The sequence below is a fragment of the Burkholderia sp. WSM2230 genome, from assembly GCF_000472445.1.
Classification (GTDB): domain Bacteria; phylum Pseudomonadota; class Gammaproteobacteria; order Burkholderiales; family Burkholderiaceae; genus Paraburkholderia.
On record NZ_AXAJ01000007.1, the window covers coordinates 160,218 to 180,037 of the forward strand.

At 63.1% G+C, this 19,820-nt stretch carries 24 protein-coding genes; 10 read left to right on the forward strand and 14 right to left on the reverse strand.

All coding sequences use genetic code 11. The annotated features are described in order from the left end of the window. Positions 1 to 64: 64 nt before the first annotated feature. A complete protein-coding gene (locus A3AC_RS0115855; protein WP_025600000.1) occupies positions 65 to 589 on the reverse strand; it encodes a CinA family protein in 525 nt (174 codons plus the stop codon). A gap of 287 nt (positions 590 to 876) precedes the next feature. On the opposite strand from A3AC_RS0115855, the gene A3AC_RS0115860 reads away from it, so the two are divergent. Next, entirely contained in the window at positions 877 to 1,386 is a 510-nt protein-coding gene (locus A3AC_RS0115860) for a GNAT family N-acetyltransferase (protein ID WP_025600002.1), read from the forward strand. Positions 1,387 to 1,442: 56 nt separating this feature from the next. Here A3AC_RS0115860 and A3AC_RS0115865 read toward each other — a convergent pair whose 3' ends face one another. The 6 genes from A3AC_RS0115865 to coxB are packed head-to-tail and all read right to left on the reverse strand — an operon-like array spanning position 1,443 to position 7,702. Further along, the gene (locus A3AC_RS0115865; protein WP_025600003.1) at positions 1,443 to 2,735 is read right to left on the reverse strand and encodes a c-type cytochrome; all 1,293 of its coding nucleotides are present in this window, start codon (positions 2,733 to 2,735) and stop codon (positions 1,443 to 1,445) included. After that, the gene (locus A3AC_RS0115870) at positions 2,732 to 3,706 is read right to left on the reverse strand and encodes a cytochrome c oxidase assembly protein (protein WP_025600005.1); all 975 of its coding nucleotides are present in this window, start codon (positions 3,704 to 3,706) and stop codon (positions 2,732 to 2,734) included. The genes A3AC_RS0115865 and A3AC_RS0115870 overlap by 4 nt, the downstream gene beginning before the upstream one ends. Beyond that, complete coding sequence (locus A3AC_RS0115875; RefSeq protein ID WP_025600006.1) at positions 3,679 to 4,011, reverse strand: hypothetical protein; 333 nt, start codon at positions 4,009 to 4,011, stop codon at positions 3,679 to 3,681. Before A3AC_RS0115875 ends, A3AC_RS0115870 begins: the two co-directional genes overlap by 28 nt. Positions 4,012 to 4,023: 12 nt before the next feature. Beyond that, positions 4,024 to 4,674 (reverse strand): cytochrome c oxidase subunit 3, encoded by a 651-nt coding sequence (locus A3AC_RS0115880; RefSeq protein ID WP_025600008.1) that lies wholly within the window; start codon positions 4,672 to 4,674, stop codon positions 4,024 to 4,026. Next, a complete protein-coding gene (gene ctaD, locus A3AC_RS0115885; RefSeq protein ID WP_025600010.1) occupies positions 4,671 to 6,620 on the reverse strand; it encodes a cytochrome c oxidase subunit I in 1,950 nt (649 codons plus the stop codon). The genes A3AC_RS0115880 and ctaD overlap by 4 nt, the downstream gene beginning before the upstream one ends. Next, complete coding sequence (coxB, locus tag A3AC_RS0115890; protein ID WP_025600011.1) at positions 6,617 to 7,702, reverse strand: cytochrome c oxidase subunit II; 1,086 nt, start codon at positions 7,700 to 7,702, stop codon at positions 6,617 to 6,619. The genes ctaD and coxB overlap by 4 nt, the downstream gene beginning before the upstream one ends. 308 nt (positions 7,703 to 8,010) lie before the next feature. Between coxB and A3AC_RS0115895 the strand changes: the two genes are divergently transcribed. After that, positions 8,011 to 10,374, forward strand: coding sequence for a PAS domain S-box protein (locus tag A3AC_RS0115895; protein WP_025600013.1), 2,364 nt, complete (start codon positions 8,011 to 8,013; stop codon positions 10,372 to 10,374). Positions 10,375 to 10,394: 20 nt separating this feature from the next. Here A3AC_RS0115895 and A3AC_RS0115900 read toward each other — a convergent pair whose 3' ends face one another. Together A3AC_RS0115900 and A3AC_RS0115905 are read right to left on the reverse strand one after the other, a co-directional pair. Continuing rightward, on the reverse strand, positions 10,395 to 10,676 hold the full coding sequence (locus tag A3AC_RS0115900; RefSeq protein ID WP_025600014.1) for a hypothetical protein: 282 nt from the start codon (positions 10,674 to 10,676) through the stop codon (positions 10,395 to 10,397). Between the two features lie 132 nt (positions 10,677 to 10,808). Next, a complete protein-coding gene (locus A3AC_RS0115905; RefSeq protein ID WP_025600016.1) occupies positions 10,809 to 11,261 on the reverse strand; it encodes a hypothetical protein in 453 nt (150 codons plus the stop codon). A 265-nt stretch (positions 11,262 to 11,526) separates the two neighbouring features. Here A3AC_RS0115905 and A3AC_RS0115910 point away from each other — a divergent pair, with 265 nt between their 5' ends. Beyond that, positions 11,527 to 11,967: an Hsp20/alpha crystallin family protein gene (locus A3AC_RS0115910; protein ID WP_025600017.1), complete on the forward strand. Its 441-nt coding sequence runs from the start codon at positions 11,527 to 11,529 to the stop codon at positions 11,965 to 11,967. A 23-nt stretch (positions 11,968 to 11,990) separates the two neighbouring features. Then, positions 11,991 to 12,398, forward strand: coding sequence for an Hsp20/alpha crystallin family protein (locus A3AC_RS0115915; RefSeq protein WP_025600019.1), 408 nt, complete (start codon positions 11,991 to 11,993; stop codon positions 12,396 to 12,398). 70 nt (positions 12,399 to 12,468) lie between these two features. Here A3AC_RS0115915 and A3AC_RS0115920 read toward each other — a convergent pair whose 3' ends face one another. Continuing rightward, positions 12,469 to 13,554, reverse strand: coding sequence for a glycosyltransferase family 4 protein (locus A3AC_RS0115920; RefSeq protein ID WP_025600020.1), 1,086 nt, complete (start codon positions 13,552 to 13,554; stop codon positions 12,469 to 12,471). A 72-nt stretch (positions 13,555 to 13,626) separates the two neighbouring features. Then, positions 13,627 to 13,800 (reverse strand): hypothetical protein, encoded by a 174-nt coding sequence (locus tag A3AC_RS30690; RefSeq protein ID WP_198017997.1) that lies wholly within the window; start codon positions 13,798 to 13,800, stop codon positions 13,627 to 13,629. 196 nt (positions 13,801 to 13,996) lie between these two features. Between A3AC_RS30690 and A3AC_RS0115930 the strand changes: the two genes are divergently transcribed. From A3AC_RS0115930 to A3AC_RS0115955, 6 genes are all read left to right on the forward strand, one after another. Beyond that, positions 13,997 to 14,542, forward strand: coding sequence for a DUF4142 domain-containing protein (locus tag A3AC_RS0115930; protein WP_025600022.1), 546 nt, complete (start codon positions 13,997 to 13,999; stop codon positions 14,540 to 14,542). Positions 14,543 to 14,715: 173 nt separating this feature from the next. After that, positions 14,716 to 14,868, forward strand: a complete 153-nt coding sequence (locus tag A3AC_RS30695; protein WP_167507825.1) for a DUF6496 domain-containing protein — start codon at positions 14,716 to 14,718, stop codon at positions 14,866 to 14,868. Between the two features lie 42 nt (positions 14,869 to 14,910). Then, complete coding sequence (locus tag A3AC_RS0115940) at positions 14,911 to 15,339, forward strand: GFA family protein (protein ID WP_025600024.1); 429 nt, start codon at positions 14,911 to 14,913, stop codon at positions 15,337 to 15,339. 59 nt (positions 15,340 to 15,398) lie between these two features. After that, on the forward strand, positions 15,399 to 15,524 hold the full coding sequence (locus tag A3AC_RS31180) for a hypothetical protein (RefSeq protein ID WP_269664576.1): 126 nt from the start codon (positions 15,399 to 15,401) through the stop codon (positions 15,522 to 15,524). Between the two features lie 168 nt (positions 15,525 to 15,692). Beyond that, on the forward strand, positions 15,693 to 15,986 hold the full coding sequence (locus tag A3AC_RS0115950; protein ID WP_025600025.1) for a DUF6723 family protein: 294 nt from the start codon (positions 15,693 to 15,695) through the stop codon (positions 15,984 to 15,986). 70 nt (positions 15,987 to 16,056) lie between these two features. After that, the gene (locus A3AC_RS0115955; RefSeq protein ID WP_025600027.1) at positions 16,057 to 16,653 is read left to right on the forward strand and encodes a ParB/Srx family N-terminal domain-containing protein; all 597 of its coding nucleotides are present in this window, start codon (positions 16,057 to 16,059) and stop codon (positions 16,651 to 16,653) included. Between the two features lie 36 nt (positions 16,654 to 16,689). Here A3AC_RS0115955 and A3AC_RS0115960 read toward each other — a convergent pair whose 3' ends face one another. The 3 genes from A3AC_RS0115960 to A3AC_RS0115970 form a co-directional block, all read right to left on the reverse strand. Continuing rightward, positions 16,690 to 17,229 carry a low affinity iron permease family protein gene (locus A3AC_RS0115960; protein ID WP_025600029.1) on the reverse strand — a complete coding sequence of 180 codons (540 nt, stop codon included), beginning with the start codon at positions 17,227 to 17,229 and terminating at the stop codon, positions 16,690 to 16,692. An 89-nt stretch (positions 17,230 to 17,318) separates the two neighbouring features. Then, the gene (locus A3AC_RS0115965) at positions 17,319 to 17,534 is read right to left on the reverse strand and encodes an FmdB family zinc ribbon protein (protein WP_025600030.1); all 216 of its coding nucleotides are present in this window, start codon (positions 17,532 to 17,534) and stop codon (positions 17,319 to 17,321) included. A 57-nt stretch (positions 17,535 to 17,591) separates the two neighbouring features. Further along, positions 17,592 to 19,757: a response regulator gene (locus A3AC_RS0115970; protein WP_025600032.1), complete on the reverse strand. Its 2,166-nt coding sequence runs from the start codon at positions 19,755 to 19,757 to the stop codon at positions 17,592 to 17,594. Positions 19,758 to 19,820 lie beyond the last annotated feature (63 nt).

The following is a 19,820-nucleotide window of genomic DNA, read 5'->3' on the forward strand; positions in this document are numbered from 1 at the left end:
AAAGCGGGCGCTTGCCTCGCTGGCCGGCATTGAACACAGCCCGATGCAGCGTCTTGCAGGCTGCTCAGGCGGAAGACGAGGAGCGGCGCCTCGCGTTGGGCAACTCGTTGAAATAATGTTCGATACGCGACAGCGCATAAAGCGCCGCGTTCTGCCTGATGGTGGTGCGGTCGCCGCCGAACACCCGCGTCTCGCTGAACATGTATTCACCGTCGCGGCGCCTATAGCGCCATGCGAAGCATTGAGTGCCCGGCGCCAGGTTCTCGCCTTTCGGCGGCGGACCCGCAATGCCCGTATTCGCAACCGCAATATGCGCCGAGCACGCTTCCAGCGCAAGTACGCCGGTGGCCATCTCGCGGGCGACTTCCTCGCTCGTCAAGCCGTGCTCTTCGATGGTCCGCGCCTGCACGTTGAGCACGCCGCATTTACCCGAAGGCGAATAGACGACAAGGCCCACGTCGAGGCATGCGCCGCTGCCGGGCACGTCGGCGATCATCGAGGCGATAAGGCCGCCGGTGCACGATTCGGCGGTGGCGATCACGAGACCGCGCGACGACAGAAATCCAACCACGCTGCGGGGAATGTTCATTTTTCCGTCCTCGTTTCTTCAAGATGGACCAGTTGCTTCTCTGCAAGCAAACGCAATACCCGTTGCGCACGCAGCATCATGGAGCGGCACGATCATTGCTCGACACGAGCGTCCCTTCACCGGGACGCCATGGTTGTTTGTTCCGTTCGGCCCGCCAGGCACCGGCGGGCCGTTTTTTAGCCGGCATGAAGGATGGGCAGCCGTCTGCCTGATCGGTACAGCGATTGCTGTTTTGTGTGTGGCATGCGATGGCATGCGGTGACACGCGACGGAAGGAGGCGACGCTCATGATGTTTCCCACAATCGTTATCAACCGCGAGGCCCCGTCTTCGATTGATGCATTGACCCTGCTCGACGAACTGAGCGCCATGCTCGTGGTATTCACCGGCGACGGCGGACAGAGCCGCTTCTCGATTCACGACGTCGCGCTGGAGCGCTCGCGTTTTCTCGTGGCACGAAGCGATTCTGCAACTCCGCTCGGCTGTGGCGCATTCCGTCCGCTAGGCGAGCATATCGCTGAAATCAAGCGCCTGTATGCGCGTCCCGGCGCGGACGGCGTGGGCACCGCAATCCTCGCGCGGCTCGAGAAAGAAGCAGCGGAACTCGGCTACCAGGCGTTATGGCTCGGCACTCACATGAATAATCGCCGTGCTATCGGGTTCTACGAAAAGCACGGCTTTCATCGCATTGCGCCGTATGGGCCGTATGTGAGCAAGGCGGACTCATGCTGTTATGAGAAGCGCATCGATGGACAGGCGCCCGACAATCAGCGCAAGGAAACGATGCGCGATGCCTGACGCACGGAAAGCGCGCCCGTATCGCAGTTGCATCGCACGGCGCTACACAGGCTGCGCTATTTGTGCAGCTTCTCGCGCAGCGACTGAACATCGTTCGCGGTGATGGGACGCGCGTCGTTGCCCCATGAAGCGCGGATCCATGAAAGCACGTTTGCCATTTGCGCATTCGTGAGCGTTTGAGCGAAGCCGGGCATGGGCTGCCGCGGCGGCCCGCTGATCGTCGCGGGACTATTGCCGCCTTCCACCAGCAGGCGGATCAGCGAGGTGGTGTCTTCCGTGAGTACTGATGGATTGCCTGCCAGCCGCGGGAATACACTGGGAACGCCGGTTCCTTCAACGCCGTGACATTGCGCGCAGAACGAAATATAGACGCGCGCCCCCACCGATTGCGGCGCATCAACGCGATTGCCGTTACGTGCCGGCAAATCCGGCCGTGCATGCGGATCGTAGTACCCCGAAGGCTTTTGCGCGGGCAGCGACTTGAGATAGCGCGCCATTGCGAGCGCGTCGTCGTCGGTCAGATACTGACTGCTGTCTTCCACCTGTTCGACCATCGAGCCGAAGGCCGCGAGACCCGCACCGTGGCCCGTCTTCAGAAACGCAGCGAGATCTTTTTCGCCGATGCGCCCGAGCCCCGAGCCCGGATCGCTCGTGAGATTCGGCGCGAACCAGTTGTCGTTGACGCCACCTGTCAGATACTTGGGCGACGATTCGTCGTAACCGCGTTCCTGAAAACCCGGGCCGCGCGGCGTGTGACACGCGCCGCAGTGACCGGGGCCCTGAACCAGAAACGCACCGCGATTCCATTGCGCGTCGCGTCCGGGTTTTGGTCGATAGGGTTCTTTCGGCGCGAACGCCTGTTGCCAGAAATACAGCAGCCAGCGCTGGTTGAACGGAAATGGGATCTTGCTCGGCGGGGCCGGTTCGGGCACGGGTTTCACTGCGCGCATGAAATAGGCATAAAGCGCGCGCATGTCGTCGTCGGATAGTTTGGAGAACGACGCATAGGGCATGGCCGGATAGAGCCGCTTGTTGCCCGGCGAGACGCCTTCGCGCACGGATCGTGCAAACTCTTCATAGCTGAATGCGCCGATGCCGTAGCGGCGGTCGGGCGAGATGTTGCTGCTCATGATCGTGCCGAAGGGCGACGTGAGTCCAAGGCCGCCGCCATACGCCTGCCCGCCGACGGCCGTGTGGCATCCGGCGCAATCGGACGCTTTCGCGAGATATTCGCCGCGCGCCACCAGTGCGGAGTCCAAGTCCGGCTGCTGGGCGCTCGCGCTTTGCGCCGGCAAGATGCAGAGCATTGCGGCAGCGGCCAGCGCCGTCTGTTTCAAGCGCCGCGTCATGAGCTGCTGTCCCGGCGTGCGGCCAGGGCGGTGGGCATGAGCGGCGCAGGCGTGCGGTGCGTCAGCCAGCGCGCGCCGGTGGCGAGCGCTGCGACCAGATACGCGAGACCGCCGGGCACCCACATCACGAGTCCGCCCAGTTGTTGATCCTGCAACGGATCGAAACCGAGCGCCGACGTAGGCTCGACATACGCCGGATACCAGAGGCCTGGCGCAAGCGTCAGCAATGCCCCGAGCGCGCCGGTGTGGACCATGGTCGTGAAGAGCGACAGCATTGCGTAGCCGCTCTGATCGCGCCGTGCGCTTTCTCCGAACACGGTCCACCAGAACAGTAGCGCGCTGAGCAGAAAACTCGCGTGCTGAAGCGTGTGAATGCCGGGCGATGCGAGCGCCGCTTCGAAGAAGCGCGGCATATGCCAGGCCCATAGCGCGGCGGCATGCAGCAGCCACGCGACGGCCGGCGCGCACAGCGTGCGCCACAGTCCGCGCAAGGCCGGCGTGCGAACCGCTGCCGCTATCCTGTGGCGCAACGCAGGCGGAAAGGCCCACAGCCATACGCCGAGCGGCCTGCTCAGAACGAGCAGCGGGGCGGCGACGATCATCATCGATTCATGCTGAACCATATGCGCGGAAAAGAGCGCTGCGCTCAGTGCATCGAGCGGCAAAGCGAGCGCCGCGACGAGTGTGAGCCATCCGAACACGAAGGCTCCGAGCTGACGCACGCGAATGCTCCGACCACGCCTGCTGCGCGCGCGCACGCGCCGGTAGCCGGCCACATACAAAGTGAAACTCGCGATAAGCAATGCGACGACCCACGGTTCGAAGGTCCAACGCAGCATAGGCGGCCCACTGCGTTCAGCGCCACTCAGCACATGCGCATGTACGCTGGCGCAAGCGCACGCGCAACCCGCAGCAGAAACGAGCAGGCAGCGTATTGTTCCGTTCATTGCACGCATGGAGAAAGAAGCCATTGCGGTATCCACATCGCGACTAGTGCGAGCGTCGAAATCATGCCGACCCATGTGGCCGCGCACGCAAGCATCGCGGGTCGCGCGGGCAGAGCCGGAGCGCTCGCCGGCGCCGCCATGCCGGCTTCGCGCCAGCGGTGCCATGCCAGCAGCGTGGCGACAAGCGAAAAGAGCAGCGCGGTGCCGGTCACGCTGCCGAGCGGCAACAGCGTTCGCCACGCGCATGAAGGCGTGACGAGTGCATAGTCCGCGCTCAACGCGGCGAGTACCGCGGAGGGCGCACCAAGAAGCGCAAGCCAGGTTCGCATCGCAAACCTCCATCACAACCGGGGAGCCAGATAGATCACCGCATAGATCGGCAACCAGCTCAGTACGACGAAGTACCAGTACAGCGCGTTCTCGCTCACGTCGACGAAACGCTTTCCTTCAAACGGCCCGGTGAACAACAGCACGGCGAGTACGGCTGTGTCGATTGCGTCCGTAATGAGGTGCGTAGTGTGCAAGCCGAGCAGCAGCCACACCACGGAGCCGTACGCGTTGGTGTACCAGCTCACATTCAGCGCGGCGAACTCGAAGCCGCGCAGCACGAGAAACACCACGGCGAACAACAGGCAGATGGTGAGCCACAGGCGCGCGCGGGCACGTTGCTGACGGTCCGCGGCCTGTTTCGCCAACTGGTTGGGCCACATGCTGACGAGCAGAATCACCGTGTTGACGGTGCCCCATAGCAGATCGGGCGGCGCAGCATTGAGGGGCCAGCGAGCAGTGAGGCTGCGCAGATAGAAGTACGCCATGACCGCGATGGCGAACACCGTGCCCTCTATCAGCATCAGGCACATCGTGCTCCACCACATCAGGCTGCGGTGCCCGAAGCCGAAGCTCGGCAAATGCCGCACGTCGAGCGTCAACGCGGGCGCGGGGCCGTCTTCGTGCCGCGCCACATCGACCGGGACTTTGCGCAGTTCGGTCATGGCCGTTGCTCGAGTTGCAGCGCGCGTTTGTTTTGCCCGTGACTGGGCCAGAACCAGCCGATCATCGCGACGACGACCGGGACCGAGCCCCACACCACCGCCCACGGCGAAAAGATCGAGCCGATGAACAGCACGGTGGTGGCCACCGCGCTGATAAACGGCCAGATCGACGGCGATGGAAAGAGCAGTCGCAGATCGGGCCGCGCATCGAGCACGGTAGTGCAGAGCACTTCGCGTGACTCGGCAGCGAGGCCACTGACATATGCGGGCTGTGCGCCGGCTTCCCACAGCGGGTCGCGTCCGTGCACCACGGGCAGCGCGTCGAAATTGTGCGGCGGCGGCGGGCTCGCGGTGCTCCATTCGAGCGTGCCCGCGCCCCATGGGTCCGCGCCCGCCACCGCGCCATGCCGGTAGCTATGCAGCGCATTGACGATAAAAACCAGCACGCTCACGCCGATGGTCACCGCGCCTATCGTGGCGGTCAGGTTCAGGCTGTCCCAGCCCATTCCCCGCGGATAAGTCCACACTCGGCGCGGCATGCCGTGCAGACCGAGAATATGCATCGGGAAAAAGGTGACATTGAAGCCGATAAAGAAGAGCCAGAATTGCAGGCGCCCCAGCGTCTCGTTCATCAGGCGGCCGGTGGCTTTCGGATACCAGTAATAGAACGCGCCAAATAGCGGAAACACGGCACCGCCGAGCAGCACGTAATGCAGATGCGCGACGACGAAGTAGGTGTCGTGCACTTGCAGATCGAGCGACACAGAGCCGAGCATCACGCCCGTCATTCCACCCAGCACCAGAATGAAGAAGAAGCCGAGCGCGAACCACAACGGCGTTTTCAGGTTGAGGCGGCCGGTCCAGAGCGTTGCGATCCAGCAGAAGATCTGCACGCCGGACGGTATTGCGATCATCAGGCTGGCGGCGGTAAAAAAGCTCTTGCCGAGCGCGGGAATGCTGGTCGCGAACATGTGATGCACCCACAGGCCGAATGCGAGAAACGCAGTGGCGATCAGCGCGAGCACCATTGCCGGGTAGCCGAAAATCGGGCGGCGCGCGAAGGTCGGGATGATCGACGAGAGAAAGCCGAGCGGCGGAATGAAGATCAGATACACCTCGGGATGGCCGAAGAACCAGAAAAGGTGCTGCCACAGCAGCACGTCGCCGCCGCGCGCCGCGTTATAGAAATGCGTGCCGACCAGACGGTCCAGAATCAGCGCAGTACTGCTGAGCATGACCGCGGGCATGGCGAACAGCACCATGAACTGCGTGATGAGCGTGGCCCACACGAAGAGCGGCATGCGGTTGAGCGACATGCCGGGCGCACGCATCTTGAAGATGGTGGTGATCAGTACGACTGCTTCGAGCAGCCCGGACAGCTCGGTGAAGGTGATCATCTGCGCCCAGATGTCGACGCCTTTGCCCGTCGAATAGTCGGGCCCGGCGAGCGGCACGTAGCTGAACCATCCGGCGTCCGGACCGGCGCCGAGTATGAATGCGACGTACAGCGTCGCGCCGCCGAACAGGAAAACCCAGTACGCGTACGCGTTCATCCGCGGAAAGGCGACGCTGCGTGCGCCGATCATCAGCGGCACGAGCCATCCGGCGACGGCCTGCATGACCGGCACCGCAAACAGGAACATCATCGTGGTGCCGTGAATCGTGAAGAGCTGGTTGTACAGTTCGGGGCCGACGAGGCGATTGCCGGGCCGCGCGAGTTGCAGGCGCATGGCAAGCGCGAGCAGGCCGGCCAGCAGAAAGAATACGAACGTGGTGATCACGAAGCGCCGCGCCACGGTCTTGTGATTCACCGCGCAGAGGCGGCCGGGCCATCCGGGCGGATCGCTCCAGGTGCGCGCGAGTGCCTCGGCGATGTGCGCTCCGGCAGCGGGGCCGTCCACCGGATGTTCGATACGTCGCGGCGAGGCGGAATGAGGTTCGCTCATTGAAGGGTTCCGATCCATGCGACAACGGCATTGAGGTCCTGCGCCGACAACTGGCTTGGGGGCATCGTCGTGCCGGGCTTCATGCTGCCCGGCGCCTTGATCCACGATTCCAGATTCGCGGGCGTGTTCTCGAACGTGCCGGCGCCGAGCATCGGCCGGCTCATGACATGCGTGAGGTCGGGCCCGAGCACGCCCTGAGCGGAGGTGCCGCGCACCGTGTGACAACCGGCGCAGTTGCCGGTCACGAAAAGGCGCTCGCCTTGCGCTTGCAGCGCGTTGGCCGGCTGCGGCGCGGGGGCCCGCTGGCGCGCGAGCCAGGCGTCGTATTGGGCGGGCGGTTCGGCAACCACCGTGAAGGCCATCAACGCATGCTCCAGCCCGCAGAATTCGGCGCACTGGCCACGATAGCTGCCGGCGCGGTCGGCACGGAATTCGATGGTCGATTCGCGCCCGGGAATCATATCTTTCTTGCCGTGCAGATTCGGCACCCAGAACGTATGGATCACGTCGTCGGCTTTCAGCGAGATGACGACAGGCCGTCCCACCGGAATGTGCAGCTCGTTCGCAACCGCGAAGCTGCTGCCGGGCGTATCGTCCGCGTAACGCGCTTCCCACCACCACTGGTGCCCGGTCATCTCCAGATGAACGGCGTCGGCAACGGGCAGGCGCGACAATGCGCGATCGGTCGCGATGTCGGCGACGAGCAGCCCGAACAGCAGCACCACCGAGACGATCGACGCCCCGCCCACCACGCGGCGCACGCGTTTCTCGGGACGCTCCAGCGAGCCGAGGTCGGCGCGCGCATCGCGGCCAGCGCGCGGCGCGCGCATCGTCGCGACGAGCAGCGCGATCAGCACGGCCGCGAACACGAGGGAGCAGACGGTGAGCGTAAGCGTCCACAGCGAGAAGATGTGCGAAGCCTGTACGCCCGCGGGGCTGAGCGCATTTTGCGCGGGGGCGGCCTGTACCATCGACGGCAGGCCGCAGCAACAGGCGGCGGCTGCCCGCAGCGGCAGCGCGCCGCGCAGTCGCGTTCCAGCAGGGTTGTTCCGCCGGCTTTGAGGTGCGTGGCCTGTGTGCATGCTTGCGCGAGGTCGCTCGAGTGGGGACGTTTGCGAGTCCGGAGCAATCCCTGTACCTTCTGTCAACGTACGTCTGGCGGCGTCTGCCGCAGACCTGGGCGAGCTCGCGCCGGAGTTCGGAAACATCGCTTCATATCGCTCGCGTTCGCTAATAAAATGTCGCGATGCACATAGAGCCGCAAAGAACCGGCTTTCGCGGGGCTTTGCGGGCGAAACGACAGCAGGGCGTAGAAGAGAATACGCGGCGGCCTTGCCCGCGCATCAAATTGCAGATCAGCTACTCGGCCGATTCTCCTTGGAGCAGGTTAATGGTGCATGCATACGAGCCGGATGACATCGTTCAGAACTGGGCCAACATATGGGTTCAGTCTCTGCGCGACTATGCGGTAATCGGGTTATCCGAAGACGGCCGCATTCGCTCGTGGAATCCTGGCGGCGAGGCCATTCATGGCTTTCGCGAGGACGAAGTCCTGGGTAAGCCGCTGGACGTTCTTTACACCGCCGAAGAGCGAGCCAAGGGGCTGCCGCAAGCGGCGCTTGCCACGGCGCGTCGCGAGGGACGCTGCGAGAGCGAAGGCTGGCGTCTGCGCAAGGACGGCAAGTTGTTCTGGGCAAGCGCCGTGATCACCGCGCTGTATTCGCCCGACGGTGTGCTGCTCGGCTTCGGCGAGATCGTGCGCGACATGACCGACAAGAAGACGGTGCACGAGGCAGTGCTCGAAAGCGAGCGGCGTTTCCGGCTGCTGGTCGACGGCGTTACCGATTACGCGATCTACATGCTGTCGCCCGAAGGGCTGGTGACAAACTGGAATTCGGGCGCGCGCCGCATCAAGGGTTATACGGCGAGTGAAATCATCGGCTCGCATTTTTCGCGTTTCTATACGCCGGAAGATGCCGCAAAGGGACTGCCGCAGCGCGGTCTCGCGGGCGCCGCGCGCGACGGCCGCTTCGAGGCGGAAGGGTGGCGCGTGCGCAAGGACGGCTCGCGTTTCTGGGCGCATGTGGTGATCGACGCGATTCGCGAGGGCGGCACGCTGGTCGGTTTCGCCAAGATCACGCGCGACATCAACGAAAGAATGGAAGCGACCCGCCTCCTGGAAGAGACGCGCGTCGCGCTCGTGCAGTCGCAGAAGATGGAAGCCATCGGCAAGCTGACCGGCGGCGTCGCGCACGATTTCAACAACGTCATGCAAATTTTGCGCGGCAATCTGGAACTGCTGGAAAGCCGCCACAAGCGCGACGGCTGGACGCGCGAGCGCCTCCACAAGGCGATCGACGCGGTGGAGCGCGGCGCGAAGCTCGCGTCGCAACTGCTCGCGTTCGGGCGCCAGCAGCCGTTGCGGCCTATCGTCATCAATCTGGCGGCCGCGATTCGCGGCATGGACGATCTGCTGCGCCGCGCGCTCGGCGAAACGGTTCAGATCGAGACCGTGGTGGCGGGCGGGCTGTGGAATACGTTGATCGACGTTCATCAGATGGAAAACGTGATCCTCAATCTTGCGATCAATGCTCGCGACGCGATGAGCGAAGGCGGCAAGCTGACGATGGAAGTGTCGAACGCAATGCTCGACGACCAGTACGTAGTGGGTTTCCCGGATGTGCCGCCGGGCCAGTATGTGATGCTGGCCGTGACCGATACGGGTACGGGCATGCCGCCCGAAGTGGTACAGCGCGCATTCGATCCGTTTTTCACGACCAAACCCGAGGGCCAGGGCACCGGGCTCGGGCTGAGCATGGCCTATGGCTTCGTGAAGCAGAGCGGCGGGCACATCAGGATTTACAGCGAAGTCGGACATGGCACGACGATCAAGATCTATCTGCCGCGCTCCACCGAAGAAGCGGTCGAGGCGCCCCCTGCGCAGCCCGTTACGCTGCTGGGCGGAACCGAAACGATCCTGGTGGTGGAGGACGACAAGGACGTGCAATCCACAGTGGTCGACACGCTTTCCGGCCTCGGCTACAGCGTGCTGAAGGCGAATGATGCGGAGCAGGCGCTCGCCGTGGTGCGCAGCGGCGTGCATATCGACCTGTTGTTTACCGACGTGGTGATGCCCGGCCCGTTACGCAGCCCGGCGATGGTCGCGCAGGCGGTGCAGTTGTTGCCGCGCCTGAAGGTGCTTTTTACATCGGGCTACACGCAAAACGCGATCGTGCATGGCGGACGGCTCGACCCGGGCGTCGAATTGCTCAGCAAGCCGTACAGCCGCGAACAGCTCGCGTACAAGATACGGCAGATACTCGGTGTGCCGCCGCTCGCCCGCGGCGTCCCCGCCGCCCCAACTCACTCGGCGCAGCCAACCGAGCCTGCGTCCGCAGCCGGTGCGAGTTTGCGCCTGCTGCTGGTCGACGACGACATCGAAACCGCGGAGGCAGTGGGCGAGTTGCTGAAACTGGTGGGCCACGAGCCGGCCATCACCGGTTCGCCGCAGGAGGCGTTGCGCCTGCTGGAGGCGGAGCCGTTCGACGTGCTGATCACCGACCTGTCGATGCCGGCCATGCCGGGCCTCGAACTGGCGCAACAGGCCACTCAATTGCGGCCCACGCTACGCGTGATTTTCGCGTCCGGCCACGAAATGCCCGCGGTGAATGCATTGCCGTTTCGCTGGGGCGCACTTCGCAAGCCGTATGGCATTGAGGAACTCGACGCGATGCTGCGTGGCTTCGGCGAGTAGTACGCGCGGTGCCCGGCGTGTCAGCGTGCGCAGGAACTGCAGACGAATTTGAACTGAGCGACCGTGCCCGCGGTGTCGCGTTTACCGCGTTGCCGTAGCTCTTCCGCGAGGAGCTGCTGGAAGAGCGCCACTTGCGCTTGCCCATACAGTTCGCAGAACTCGGTGAGCGTTTCGACGATCGCCCGCCTCTCGCTTTCCGGAGTCAATGTACTGCTGATGTGCGAAGAGCCGCGTGCGAGTTCGAGCAGGTACGCAAGGCGCGCGCTCGCCACGGCGGCACCGCCAGATTTGGCCTTCGGCATAGGGCTCTCTCAGGATTTTTATTGATGTACGGCGAGGCTGGCTCGCGGGTAGTGCGTGGTAAATGACTGCTTCTGAATTTATCGCGCGTTCCTGAAGGAAATCTTAAGGCCTGGCTTTAGTAGCCAGCGTGTCTAGGCGGTCCCCGGCGACCTGGCGATATCGGACAAGTCGCGCCTGCCGCCCACGTCGTCTTGCGCACCGCGCCGGATGGGCGGCAATCCGCTGATTCTTTCCGCAAGCATCCGCTCGTACACGCCGAAGTGCAAATCCACCTCCTCTTGTGTCACCACGGTCACGAAGATACGCACCTGTGAGGGCAGCAAGCCGAGCACGGTGGCAATCGCCGCCTCCAGTTGCGGGGCGCACAAGCGGTCTTCGGCGAAAGTGGTGCCCACCGAAATGTCGTACGATTTTTCTTCTCGCACCGCAACATCCACGAGCCGCGCGCGGGCGCTCATGTTGTTCTCGATCGCAATGCGTATTACGTCGACAGCGGTTCGCATGCCCTCGGTTGGGAAGCCCCTCGGCGAGCGCAGGCAGACGCGATGCCGCCCAAGAGTGAGCCAGTCTGAATCGAATTCCATGCCTTTTCTCCGACACTTTTCTGATCTCGCACGACTATGTGGTTTCGCTTCTATTTTTCAAGGGCAAAAATTTGCGGGAGGGGTCTTGAAATCGTCGTGGGCAGTTTTTATTTTAGATTCCGCTCAGTGAGTTTGATCACGCAGAGGCGCCTTTTTCAGCAGCGGGCTGCGTGTTCGATTGTCTGTCAGCGGGTGCGGGCAGGCGGAGCGCAGCGCGCAGTCCCGTCCGTCTCCTCGCCCCGGCACTACCGAGGAGGAAACGATCATGAGTGACCTTTACTTCGCGACCGACCTGTTCAGCCAGTTCGATCGTCTGCAGCAGCAGATGTCGGCGCTGTTCGGCGGTTTTCCTTCGAGCATCCGCTCCGGCCGCCTGTCGGCATTTCCGCAAATCAATATCGGCACCACCGACGACTCCATCGAGATCGTCGCGTTCGCGCCGGGCATCGACCCGTCGCAACTGGAGGTGTCGATCGACAAAGGTTTGCTGACGATTGCCGGCGAACGCAAACCCGTCGCGCCGGAGGCCGACGAGTCCACGCGTCAGTACGCACAGGAGCGGTTCACCGGCTCTTTCCGCCGCGTGATCGAACTGCCGCAGCAGGCCGACCCGGACAAGGTCGAGGCGCGCTACACGAACGGCTGCCTGTCGATTAGCGTCGGCAAGCGCGAATCGTCCAGGCCTCGCGCAATCGCCATTCAATGATCTCACCGATGAAGGAGCGAATCATGAACGATACGACCGAAGTGGTTCAGAAGGAGCAGCAGCCAGTGGCGCGCGGCGAACGCGAGCAGGCCGAGCCGCGCACGACGCTCACGCCCCCCGTCGACGTGATCGAGAATGCGCATGGCGTCACGCTGTGGGCGGATTTGCCGGGTGTGTCGAAAGAGAAGCTGGAAGTGCGCGTGCACGACGGCAATCTGCACATAGAAGCGGAAGCGAGCGTGCCGACGCGCGCGGGCTTGCGTCTGCAGCACGCGGAAATTCGCGCGCCGCACTTTTCGCGGTCATTCACGCTGGGTGCGGAATTCGACACGTCGAAGATCGAAGCCAACCTGCAGGACGGCGTGCTGAAACTCGTCATTCCGCGACGCGAAGAGGCGCGGCCACGGCGCATTGAAGTGAACGTCGGTTAATGCAGGTTGCGCCGCTTTTGCCGATCCCCACGGCCCCGCGTTGGGGCCGTGGTTTCCATTGGGCCGGCGGTCAGTCGCATACCTGTGCATCCGCATCGGTGTCCGATGCGGGCACTGCTGCGCGCGCGCCCGCGATCAGGCGCTCGTACACGCGCAGGTAGTCGTCGGCCATGCGTGCTGCCGTAAAGCGCGCTTCGAAAGCGCGGCGGCATTGTGCGCGGTCTATTTCGCCGATTCGCGCCACTGCGTTTACGGCCTCTTCCATGTTATCCACGATAAAGCCGCTGACGCCGTGCTCCAGCACTTCCGGCACGGCACCGCGTCCGAATGCAACGACGGGCGTGCCGCAGGCCATCGCCTCGATCATCACCATGCCGAACGGTTCGGCCCATTCCACTGGAAATAGCAAGGCCCGCGCATTGGCGATGAGTTCCTTGCGCAGCATTCCGCCGACTTCGCCGAGATAGTCGGTGAAGTCGCGCGAACGCTGTAGCAGCGGTTCGATCTGTTCTGCGAAGTATTCGCGTTCGCCGGGGTGAAGCTTGCCGGCCATCTTCAACGGCAGGCCCGCGCGCCTCGCGATTTCCACGGCAAGATCGGGCCGCTTGCCGGGCATCAGACGGCCGAGAAACAGCAGATAGGAGCCCGGCAGCGGCTGAAACTGGAATTCGTCGGGCGGCAGACCGTGATGGATGGTCGCCTGCCAGTTGGCGCACGGCACGGGCTTGCGTTGATCGTCGGAGATCGATACGAGCGGCGCCGCGCTGAACTCGCGAAAGAGCGGCCCATGATCCACCGGTAGCAACTGACCGTGCAGCGTGGTGAGCGACTCGCACGGCAGCGAGCGCGCGAGCGGAAAGTGCAGCGGATCGCCGTGAAAATGCACGATGTCGAACTCGTGCGCGAGATGCGCCACGCGAGCGAGTTGCCGCACGTGATGCGTGAGGGTGTCCCATACGGCGCTATCGCGCCAGAGTCCGCGCTCGCAGATCGGCACGAGCCGCGCGCTGGTGGTGGAGTCGGCCGTGGCGAACAGCGTGACGTCGTGGCCTCGGCGAACCAGTTCTTCGGTCAGGTAGGAAACCACGCGCTCGGTAGCCCCATAGGCAAAAGGCGGAACGCTTTCGTACAAAGGTGCGACTTGAGCGATTCTCACAGGCGGTCGTGACATGAGGTGGGGTTGAAGCCGCGTCCGCGATCGGGCCGGACGCGGCTGGGGCGACAGGCTTCAGGACTTGTCCTTCTTCACTTCGGACAAGTCGCTTTCCTTCACTTCAGCTTGCCGGACGGTGGTGCCGTCATCGCCCGTTTCGGATACATCGGTTTCAAATGTTCCTTCGCCGGATTCATCCGCATCTTCGTTTTGCGTGGATTCGGCAGGATCCTTGGGTTTCGTTGCCATTACGTTCTCCCCTGGTTGGGTTGGAAGGTAACGGCAATCAGCAAGGGGCGGTCCCGAAAGAAGGCAGCCGCCGGGTAGTCTGCGGATAAATAACTCCTGCGTTTGCGCACCGCGGCATGCGGGTTGCTGCGCTACCGGTGTCGCAACGAACATTGCGCCACTTTGCTACCCCGTTCGAACAACAGTGAGGAAACGCATGAAGAAGATGACAGTAATTGCACTAGCGTGCGGTTGTTTCAGCCTGGTTCCGGTCGCTGCCAACGCGCAGACAGAAGCGGCTTCCACTACTGCTGCCAATCCGCTCGCGCAAGTGGACAAAGATTTCGTTCAGGCAGCCTCGATGTCTTCGTCGACGGAAATCGACGCTTCGAAACTCGCGACCAGCAATTCCAGCGACAAGGATGTGAAGTCGTTCGCGCATCACATGATGCTCGACCACACCAAACTGACAGTCCAACTGAAGATGGCTGCGCCGCACGGCGTGGAAGTACCGAAGGACAATTCGGACACGAGTGTGCTTGACGCGCTCAAGCCATTGAAGGGCAAGCAATTCGATCAGGCCTACATCGAGAAGGTTGCGCTGGAGGGACACAAGAAGACCATTGCCGCCTTCGAAAAGGAAATTGCCGACGGGCAGAACGCGAAGCTCAAGGAGGCCGCCCAGAAGGCGCTGCCGACTATCAAGGAGCACTATCAGCGCGCTCAGCAACTGGCGTCGAAGAAGGGCGTCTCGGAGCAGTAATCTCCAACGCTTCCCGTTGCGCTCGCGGGGCGACCTGACGCGGCGAGCCACGGCTTGCGGGCCCCGCGCTCATGCAGCACGCCACGTGGCACGTGGCGTGCTGCGTTTTAGTGGCAGCTGCGGGTAAGCCCCGGCTGCGTTCCGATCAACGCCTCAAGTGCCAGGAGAAGATCATGCCGTTGAAACGAGGAACATCCAAAGAAACCGTGTCGCGCAACATCAAGACAGAAACGAAACATGGCAAGCCCCATAAACAGGCGGTGGCCATCGCGTTGAATCAGGCCCGTAAATCGGGCGCAAAGATTCCGAAGAAGAGCGAAAAGTGACACGCTCGACCGACCTCGCAACGCCGGACGGGAGGGAGCAGCATGAGCACTGAAAGCGCTGCACAGACACCGGGCGGACCCGCCGAACAGATAGGCGGTTGCGCATGCGGCGCCGTGCGGTTTCGAGTCAATGCAAAGCCGCGGCGTGTATCGCTTTGTCATTGCATGACGTGTCGCCGCGTACACGGCAGCGCATTCGGCGCTTATGCGATGTTCGCGCGCGACGCTGTCGAGTTCTCCGGTCCCGTCCATGTCTGGGAAAGCTCAGCTGAAGGACGGCGGTACTTTTGTCCCACGTGCGGCTCGGTGGCCTTCATGGAATACGTGGGCAGCGACGAACTTGACGTGCCCATCGGCGCATTCGATAACGTCGGCCTCTACGCGCCCACTTACGAACTGTGGTGCTGCCGCAAGGAACCGTGGCTGCCGAAAGGCGTGCGTACCGAATACGAGCAGGACAGTCCTGAGTAAAAGCGCCGTGCGTACGTGGTTGCGTCGCGGCGAGTACTTTTGAAAACGAAGGAGTTGAGATGAACGATCCTAAACAGTCCAATGCACAACCTGGCAATCCGAAGAATGCGGGCAAGCAGAGCGGCCAGCAACAGCAGAACCAGCAAAAGACGCCGCAGCACCAGGGCGGACAACGTCAGCCCTGATTCGCTGCTGACGGCGTGGCCGGCGTCTGAATAGCGACGCCCGGATCCCGCCTGCCGGGAAAGAGCGCGGCGCGCAGTGAATGCGCGCCGTGTCCGCGTATGCGCCATCGCCATGCGTTTCTTCGCAAGGCCCCTAACCAGTCGACGATAGCAATTGCAGGGATTGAGATGGTGAGAAGGAAGTTGCACTTTCACAATAGTTCGCTGCGGGCCCACGCATCGCCAGACGGTATACCCACCACCGCAAGCGATTACAGGATCTACCCGACCTATCGACGCACCGCGACCGGCACGTTCACCGGCGATCTGAAGGTCGTGCGGACAACGGACGATCGGCTGATCTTTCCATACGACGGCGCGCCCGTCATCGGGCCGTTCGAAACAGCGCTGGAAGCCCGCGAGGCTGCGGCGCGCAAGGGGGCCGAAGTCGTCGCGGCGGATTTGCTTAACCCGGAGCCGTGAGGCACGCAACGTGCGGCGAGGCATGCGCGAGAAAACTGCGCGGATAACAACACACAGGATGGAGACATCGATGAAGACGCTGGAGATCGAGCGTTTGCGCCCAACCCAGGCGACGCATGGAATGCGTGAGGTAAGGGAGAAGACACGCGCCTATCAATCACTGTCCGGTCACGACCTGGAGATGGCCATCGCCGAAAAGCCGGTTCCGATCGTGCTGGGCCCAGGCGGCGAGTCGTTTGCGACAGACCATCATCACGTGGCCGCGGCGCTCTGGCATGCCGGTATCAAGTCGGTACCGGTCCTGCTCGTGAGAGACCTGTCCGCATGCTCGCAAGCGGAATTCTGGCTCGCGCTCGAAGACAATAGCTGGACCTCTCCATACGATCAGCACGGCCAGCGCGTACCGTTCACCGACATGCCGCTGCATGTCTGGGAGATGATCGACGACGACTTCCGCAGCCTCGCCGCTGCGGTGCGCGACGCCGGCGGTTATCGCAAGACGAATACGCCGTTGGCGGAGTTCCGTTGGGCCGACCTGTTCCGCAAGCTGCTGCCGCGTCCTTCGAATGACGCGGAGTACGAAGCACTGGTGGGACGGGCAGTGGAGCTGGCGAAGAGCAAAACCGCTATCGGTCTGCCCGGCTATATAGATTCCAACGGCGGCTAGCGGCGCGTAGCGTCACCAGCCGCACGACCCGCCGGATCACGCGCCCTCGTTTTCGCGGGCGTTGCGCTTTGCCTTGTCCGCCGTGGTTTTTTCCACGCATGCATCGACGTCGACACTGTCCTTGCCGTGCGCGCCGACGCGGCTTGCGAGCCGCAGGTAAGCAGCCGCGAGCCGCCGCAAGTCGTCTTCGGAAGCGTCTTCGATACCAATCAACTGATTGTTTGCAGCTCGATGTGAGGCGAGCAATTCGTTGAGCTTCAGATGCATTGCGACGCTGTCCTTGTTCTGGCTCTGCTGAATCAGGAAGACCATCAGAAACGTAATGATCGTGGTGCCGGTGTTGATCACCAGTTGCCACGCGTCGGAATAGTGGAAGAGTGGTCCAGTCACGCCCCACACGAGCACGGTGATGATCGCAAGGCCGAAGGCGATGGGCGATCCGGCAACACGCGTGACTGAACTGGCGAAGGCGTCGAAGGCGCGTGTGACCGGATTGCTGGCCGCGTATGCGGGGCTCGACGTCGGCGGAACAGTCTCCATGCTGTCCGAGCTGGAGCCTACTTCTGGTGGTCTCATTCTATTTCTCCCGGAATTGCTCTACACCGTTCCGGTAGCACGCATCGTGCCGAGTGGCCGAGCCATTGCGGGCATGTTGCCGCGCGTCTTCAGCAGCAGGAACACCCGCCGCGGTGTCGCATGCCGTAACTTCCGGTTTCCTCGCTCGCCTGCGCTGAGCCGCCGCCGACCGACGGCGCGCCGATCACCACGCGCGCGGCCGCATTTCCGCATTGCGGACAGGGCGCGGGTTCGTCGCGCTCGGCAATGCGGCGGACCGTTTCGAAGTGGCCGCATTTGGCGCACGTGTAGTCGTAAACTGGCATGACGTGATCTGTGAGACCAAAAGATTCAGGGCGAATGGCCGCGCTAAGAGCGCTAGTTTAGTCGACGTCGGTCTGCGACTGCTCCAGCTTCGCGCGCACGCGTTGCGCGAGTACTTCGGGAGAAAACGGTTTTCTGATCACTTCCATGTCGGCGAGCGCATCGCCCGGCGCGTAGCCGGTGACCAGAATGACGGGCATCCACGAATAGCGCTGCCGCACCGACTCCGCGACCTGGCGGCCGTTCAGCGCGCCGGGCAGGGCGACGTCGCTGATGAGCAGATCGAAGCGGGCGCCCGCATGCAGCAGTCGCAGCGCAGCCGCTCCGCTGTCGGCTTCGAGTACACGGTAGCCCTGTTCTCTCAATTGCTCGGCAGTGATTTCGCGGACAATCTCTTCGTCCTCGACCAGCATGATGGTTTTCGCCGGGTCATCGTGATCGTCGTGCACGTCTTCCCGTTGCACCGAGGCAGGCATGCACAGCCGCACGGTGGTCCCTTTGCCGAGCGCCGTTTCCATCTGCACGATGCCACCGGACTGTCTGACGAAGCCGTAAATCTGACTCAGGCCGAGACCGACGCCCTGGCCCGATGGTTTTGTCGTAAAGAACGGCTCGAACGCATGCTCCATGATCTTTGGCGACATACCGGTGCCGGTGTCGGACACGGCGATGCAGCAGTAACGGCCAGGCAGCGCGTCCTCGAAGTCGGCGACCTCGGCTTCGCCTAGTATTACCTCGCTCGTGCTGATGGTGAGCCAGCCGCCGTCGGGCATCGCATCGCGAGCGTTCACGCACAGATTGACGAGCGCGCTTTCCATCTGGTTTGGGTCGCATTGCACGAGCCATATGCCGTCGCCGAGCTTCAGTTCGACGTTGATGCCGGAGCCCATCACGCGGCGGATCATGTCTTCCATGTCGTGGGCGATTGCATCGAGGCTGACGAGCCGCGGCTCGAGCGTCTGCTGGCGTCCGAACGCAAGCAGCCGGTGCGTGAGCGTCGCCGCGCGCACCGCGCCTTTTTCGGCGCGTTCCACCAGCGTGACGACGTCGGCAGGCCGGCCCTGTTGCAGGCGCACGCGAATCAGGCTCAGCGCACTCATGATCGCCTGCAGCATGTTGTTGAAATCGTGCGCGATGCCGCCGGTGAGCTGGCCGATCGCCTTCAGTTTTTCGCTGTGACGCAGACGCTCTTCCGCGCGCGAACGTTCGCGGGTTTCCTGGTGCAGCGTGTCGAGTGCCTGCTGTAATTCCGCCGTGCGCTCGGAAACGCGTCTTTCGAGTTCCTCGCCGCTGCGCTCGAGCGCTTCGCGTATGCGCGCCTGGTCCTCGATATCCGTCGAGGTACCGAGCCACGTCACCGTGCGTCCTTCGGGGCGCACCGGTCGCGCGCGGGTCTGGAACCAGCGGTACGCGCCATCCGCGCGGCGGATGCGGTGCTCAACCGCATATTCGCCTTTCACCTCGCCCGTGCTCCACGCGATCATCGTCGCGTCCCGGTCGTCGGGATGAATCGCATCGAGCCATCGGATGCCCCGGCTGTTTCTTTCGGTGAGCCCGGTATATTCGATCCATTGCGGACTGTCCCAGGTGCGTTCGCCGCTGCTGGTGCAGGTGAAGACGAGTTGCGGGATCTGCGTCGCCAGCATGCGGTAGCGTTCTTCGCTCTCGCGCAGCCAGGTTGCGTGCTTGCGCGTTTCGGCGGCGATCCTGAGCCGTTCGACGGCCGCGGCGAGCAGGTTCGCGTAGGAGCGCAGAAATTCGGTGTCCAGGTCGTTGAAGTCGCGCGGCTTGCGGCTGTCAACCTGCAGCACGCCATACGCGGGCCGGTCCTTGCCGCCCAGAATCACGACGTTGATGAGCGCCTTCACGCCCGCGTCCACAATGAACTGCGAATAGCGAAAGCGGTTTTCGTTGGCGATGTCGGGCGACATTGCGGGCTTGCCGGTTTGCAGCGCATAGCCTTCGGACGAGCCGCGCTCGGCGCGCGCCGTCGCCTCGCCGACAATGCCGGGCGGCCAGCCGACGCCCGCTCGCACCCGCAGCGTAATGCGGTCCTTCTGCAATTCCATCACCTTCGCCATGTCGGTTTGCAGCGCTTCGGCCACGAGCCGGCATGCTTCGGTGAGTATTTGATCGAGATCGTCGGAGCGCAGCGCAAGCTCGCCGAACCGCGCCAGAATCGCTTGCTGGTTGACAAGAATCGCTTCGCGGTCGGCAGTGCTCACGGCAAGATCCCTTGCTTGCTGACGAAGAAGAAAGTGGGCCGCCCGTATTGCAGCAGCCCCTTG

Excerpts from the sequence above, each read along its gene's own strand:
- A3AC_RS0115855 (WP_025600000.1), bottom strand. The coding sequence starts at position 589 with ATGAACATTCCCCGCAGCGTGGTTGGATTTCTGTCGTCGCGCGGTCTC.
- A3AC_RS0115860 (WP_025600002.1), top strand. The coding sequence starts at position 877 with ATGATGTTTCCCACAATCGTTATCAACCGCGAGGCCCCGTCTTCGATT.
- A3AC_RS0115865 (WP_025600003.1), bottom strand. The coding sequence starts at position 2,735 with ATGACGCGGCGCTTGAAACAGACGGCGCTGGCCGCTGCCGCAATGCTC.
- A3AC_RS0115870 (WP_025600005.1), bottom strand. The coding sequence starts at position 3,706 with ATGGCTTCTTTCTCCATGCGTGCAATGAACGGAACAATACGCTGCCTG.
- A3AC_RS0115875 (WP_025600006.1), bottom strand. The coding sequence starts at position 4,011 with ATGCGAACCTGGCTTGCGCTTCTTGGTGCGCCCTCCGCGGTACTCGCC.
- A3AC_RS0115880 (WP_025600008.1), bottom strand. The coding sequence starts at position 4,674 with ATGACCGAACTGCGCAAAGTCCCGGTCGATGTGGCGCGGCACGAAGAC.
- ctaD (WP_025600010.1), bottom strand. The coding sequence starts at position 6,620 with ATGAGCGAACCTCATTCCGCCTCGCCGCGACGTATCGAACATCCGGTG.
- coxB (WP_025600011.1), bottom strand. The coding sequence starts at position 7,702 with ATGCACACAGGCCACGCACCTCAAAGCCGGCGGAACAACCCTGCTGGA.
- A3AC_RS0115895 (WP_025600013.1), top strand. The coding sequence starts at position 8,011 with ATGGTGCATGCATACGAGCCGGATGACATCGTTCAGAACTGGGCCAAC.
- A3AC_RS0115900 (WP_025600014.1), bottom strand. The coding sequence starts at position 10,676 with ATGCCGAAGGCCAAATCTGGCGGTGCCGCCGTGGCGAGCGCGCGCCTT.
- A3AC_RS0115905 (WP_025600016.1), bottom strand. The coding sequence starts at position 11,261 with ATGGAATTCGATTCAGACTGGCTCACTCTTGGGCGGCATCGCGTCTGC.
- A3AC_RS0115910 (WP_025600017.1), top strand. The coding sequence starts at position 11,527 with ATGAGTGACCTTTACTTCGCGACCGACCTGTTCAGCCAGTTCGATCGT.
- A3AC_RS0115915 (WP_025600019.1), top strand. The coding sequence starts at position 11,991 with ATGAACGATACGACCGAAGTGGTTCAGAAGGAGCAGCAGCCAGTGGCG.
- A3AC_RS30690 (WP_198017997.1), bottom strand. The coding sequence starts at position 13,800 with ATGGCAACGAAACCCAAGGATCCTGCCGAATCCACGCAAAACGAAGAT.
- A3AC_RS0115930 (WP_025600022.1), top strand. The coding sequence starts at position 13,997 with ATGAAGAAGATGACAGTAATTGCACTAGCGTGCGGTTGTTTCAGCCTG.
- A3AC_RS30695 (WP_167507825.1), top strand. The coding sequence starts at position 14,716 with ATGCCGTTGAAACGAGGAACATCCAAAGAAACCGTGTCGCGCAACATC.
- A3AC_RS0115940 (WP_025600024.1), top strand. The coding sequence starts at position 14,911 with ATGAGCACTGAAAGCGCTGCACAGACACCGGGCGGACCCGCCGAACAG.
- A3AC_RS31180 (WP_269664576.1), top strand. The coding sequence starts at position 15,399 with ATGAACGATCCTAAACAGTCCAATGCACAACCTGGCAATCCGAAGAAT.
- A3AC_RS0115950 (WP_025600025.1), top strand. The coding sequence starts at position 15,693 with ATGGTGAGAAGGAAGTTGCACTTTCACAATAGTTCGCTGCGGGCCCAC.
- A3AC_RS0115955 (WP_025600027.1), top strand. The coding sequence starts at position 16,057 with ATGAAGACGCTGGAGATCGAGCGTTTGCGCCCAACCCAGGCGACGCAT.
- A3AC_RS0115960 (WP_025600029.1), bottom strand. The coding sequence starts at position 17,229 with ATGAGACCACCAGAAGTAGGCTCCAGCTCGGACAGCATGGAGACTGTT.
- A3AC_RS0115965 (WP_025600030.1), bottom strand. The coding sequence starts at position 17,534 with ATGCCAGTTTACGACTACACGTGCGCCAAATGCGGCCACTTCGAAACG.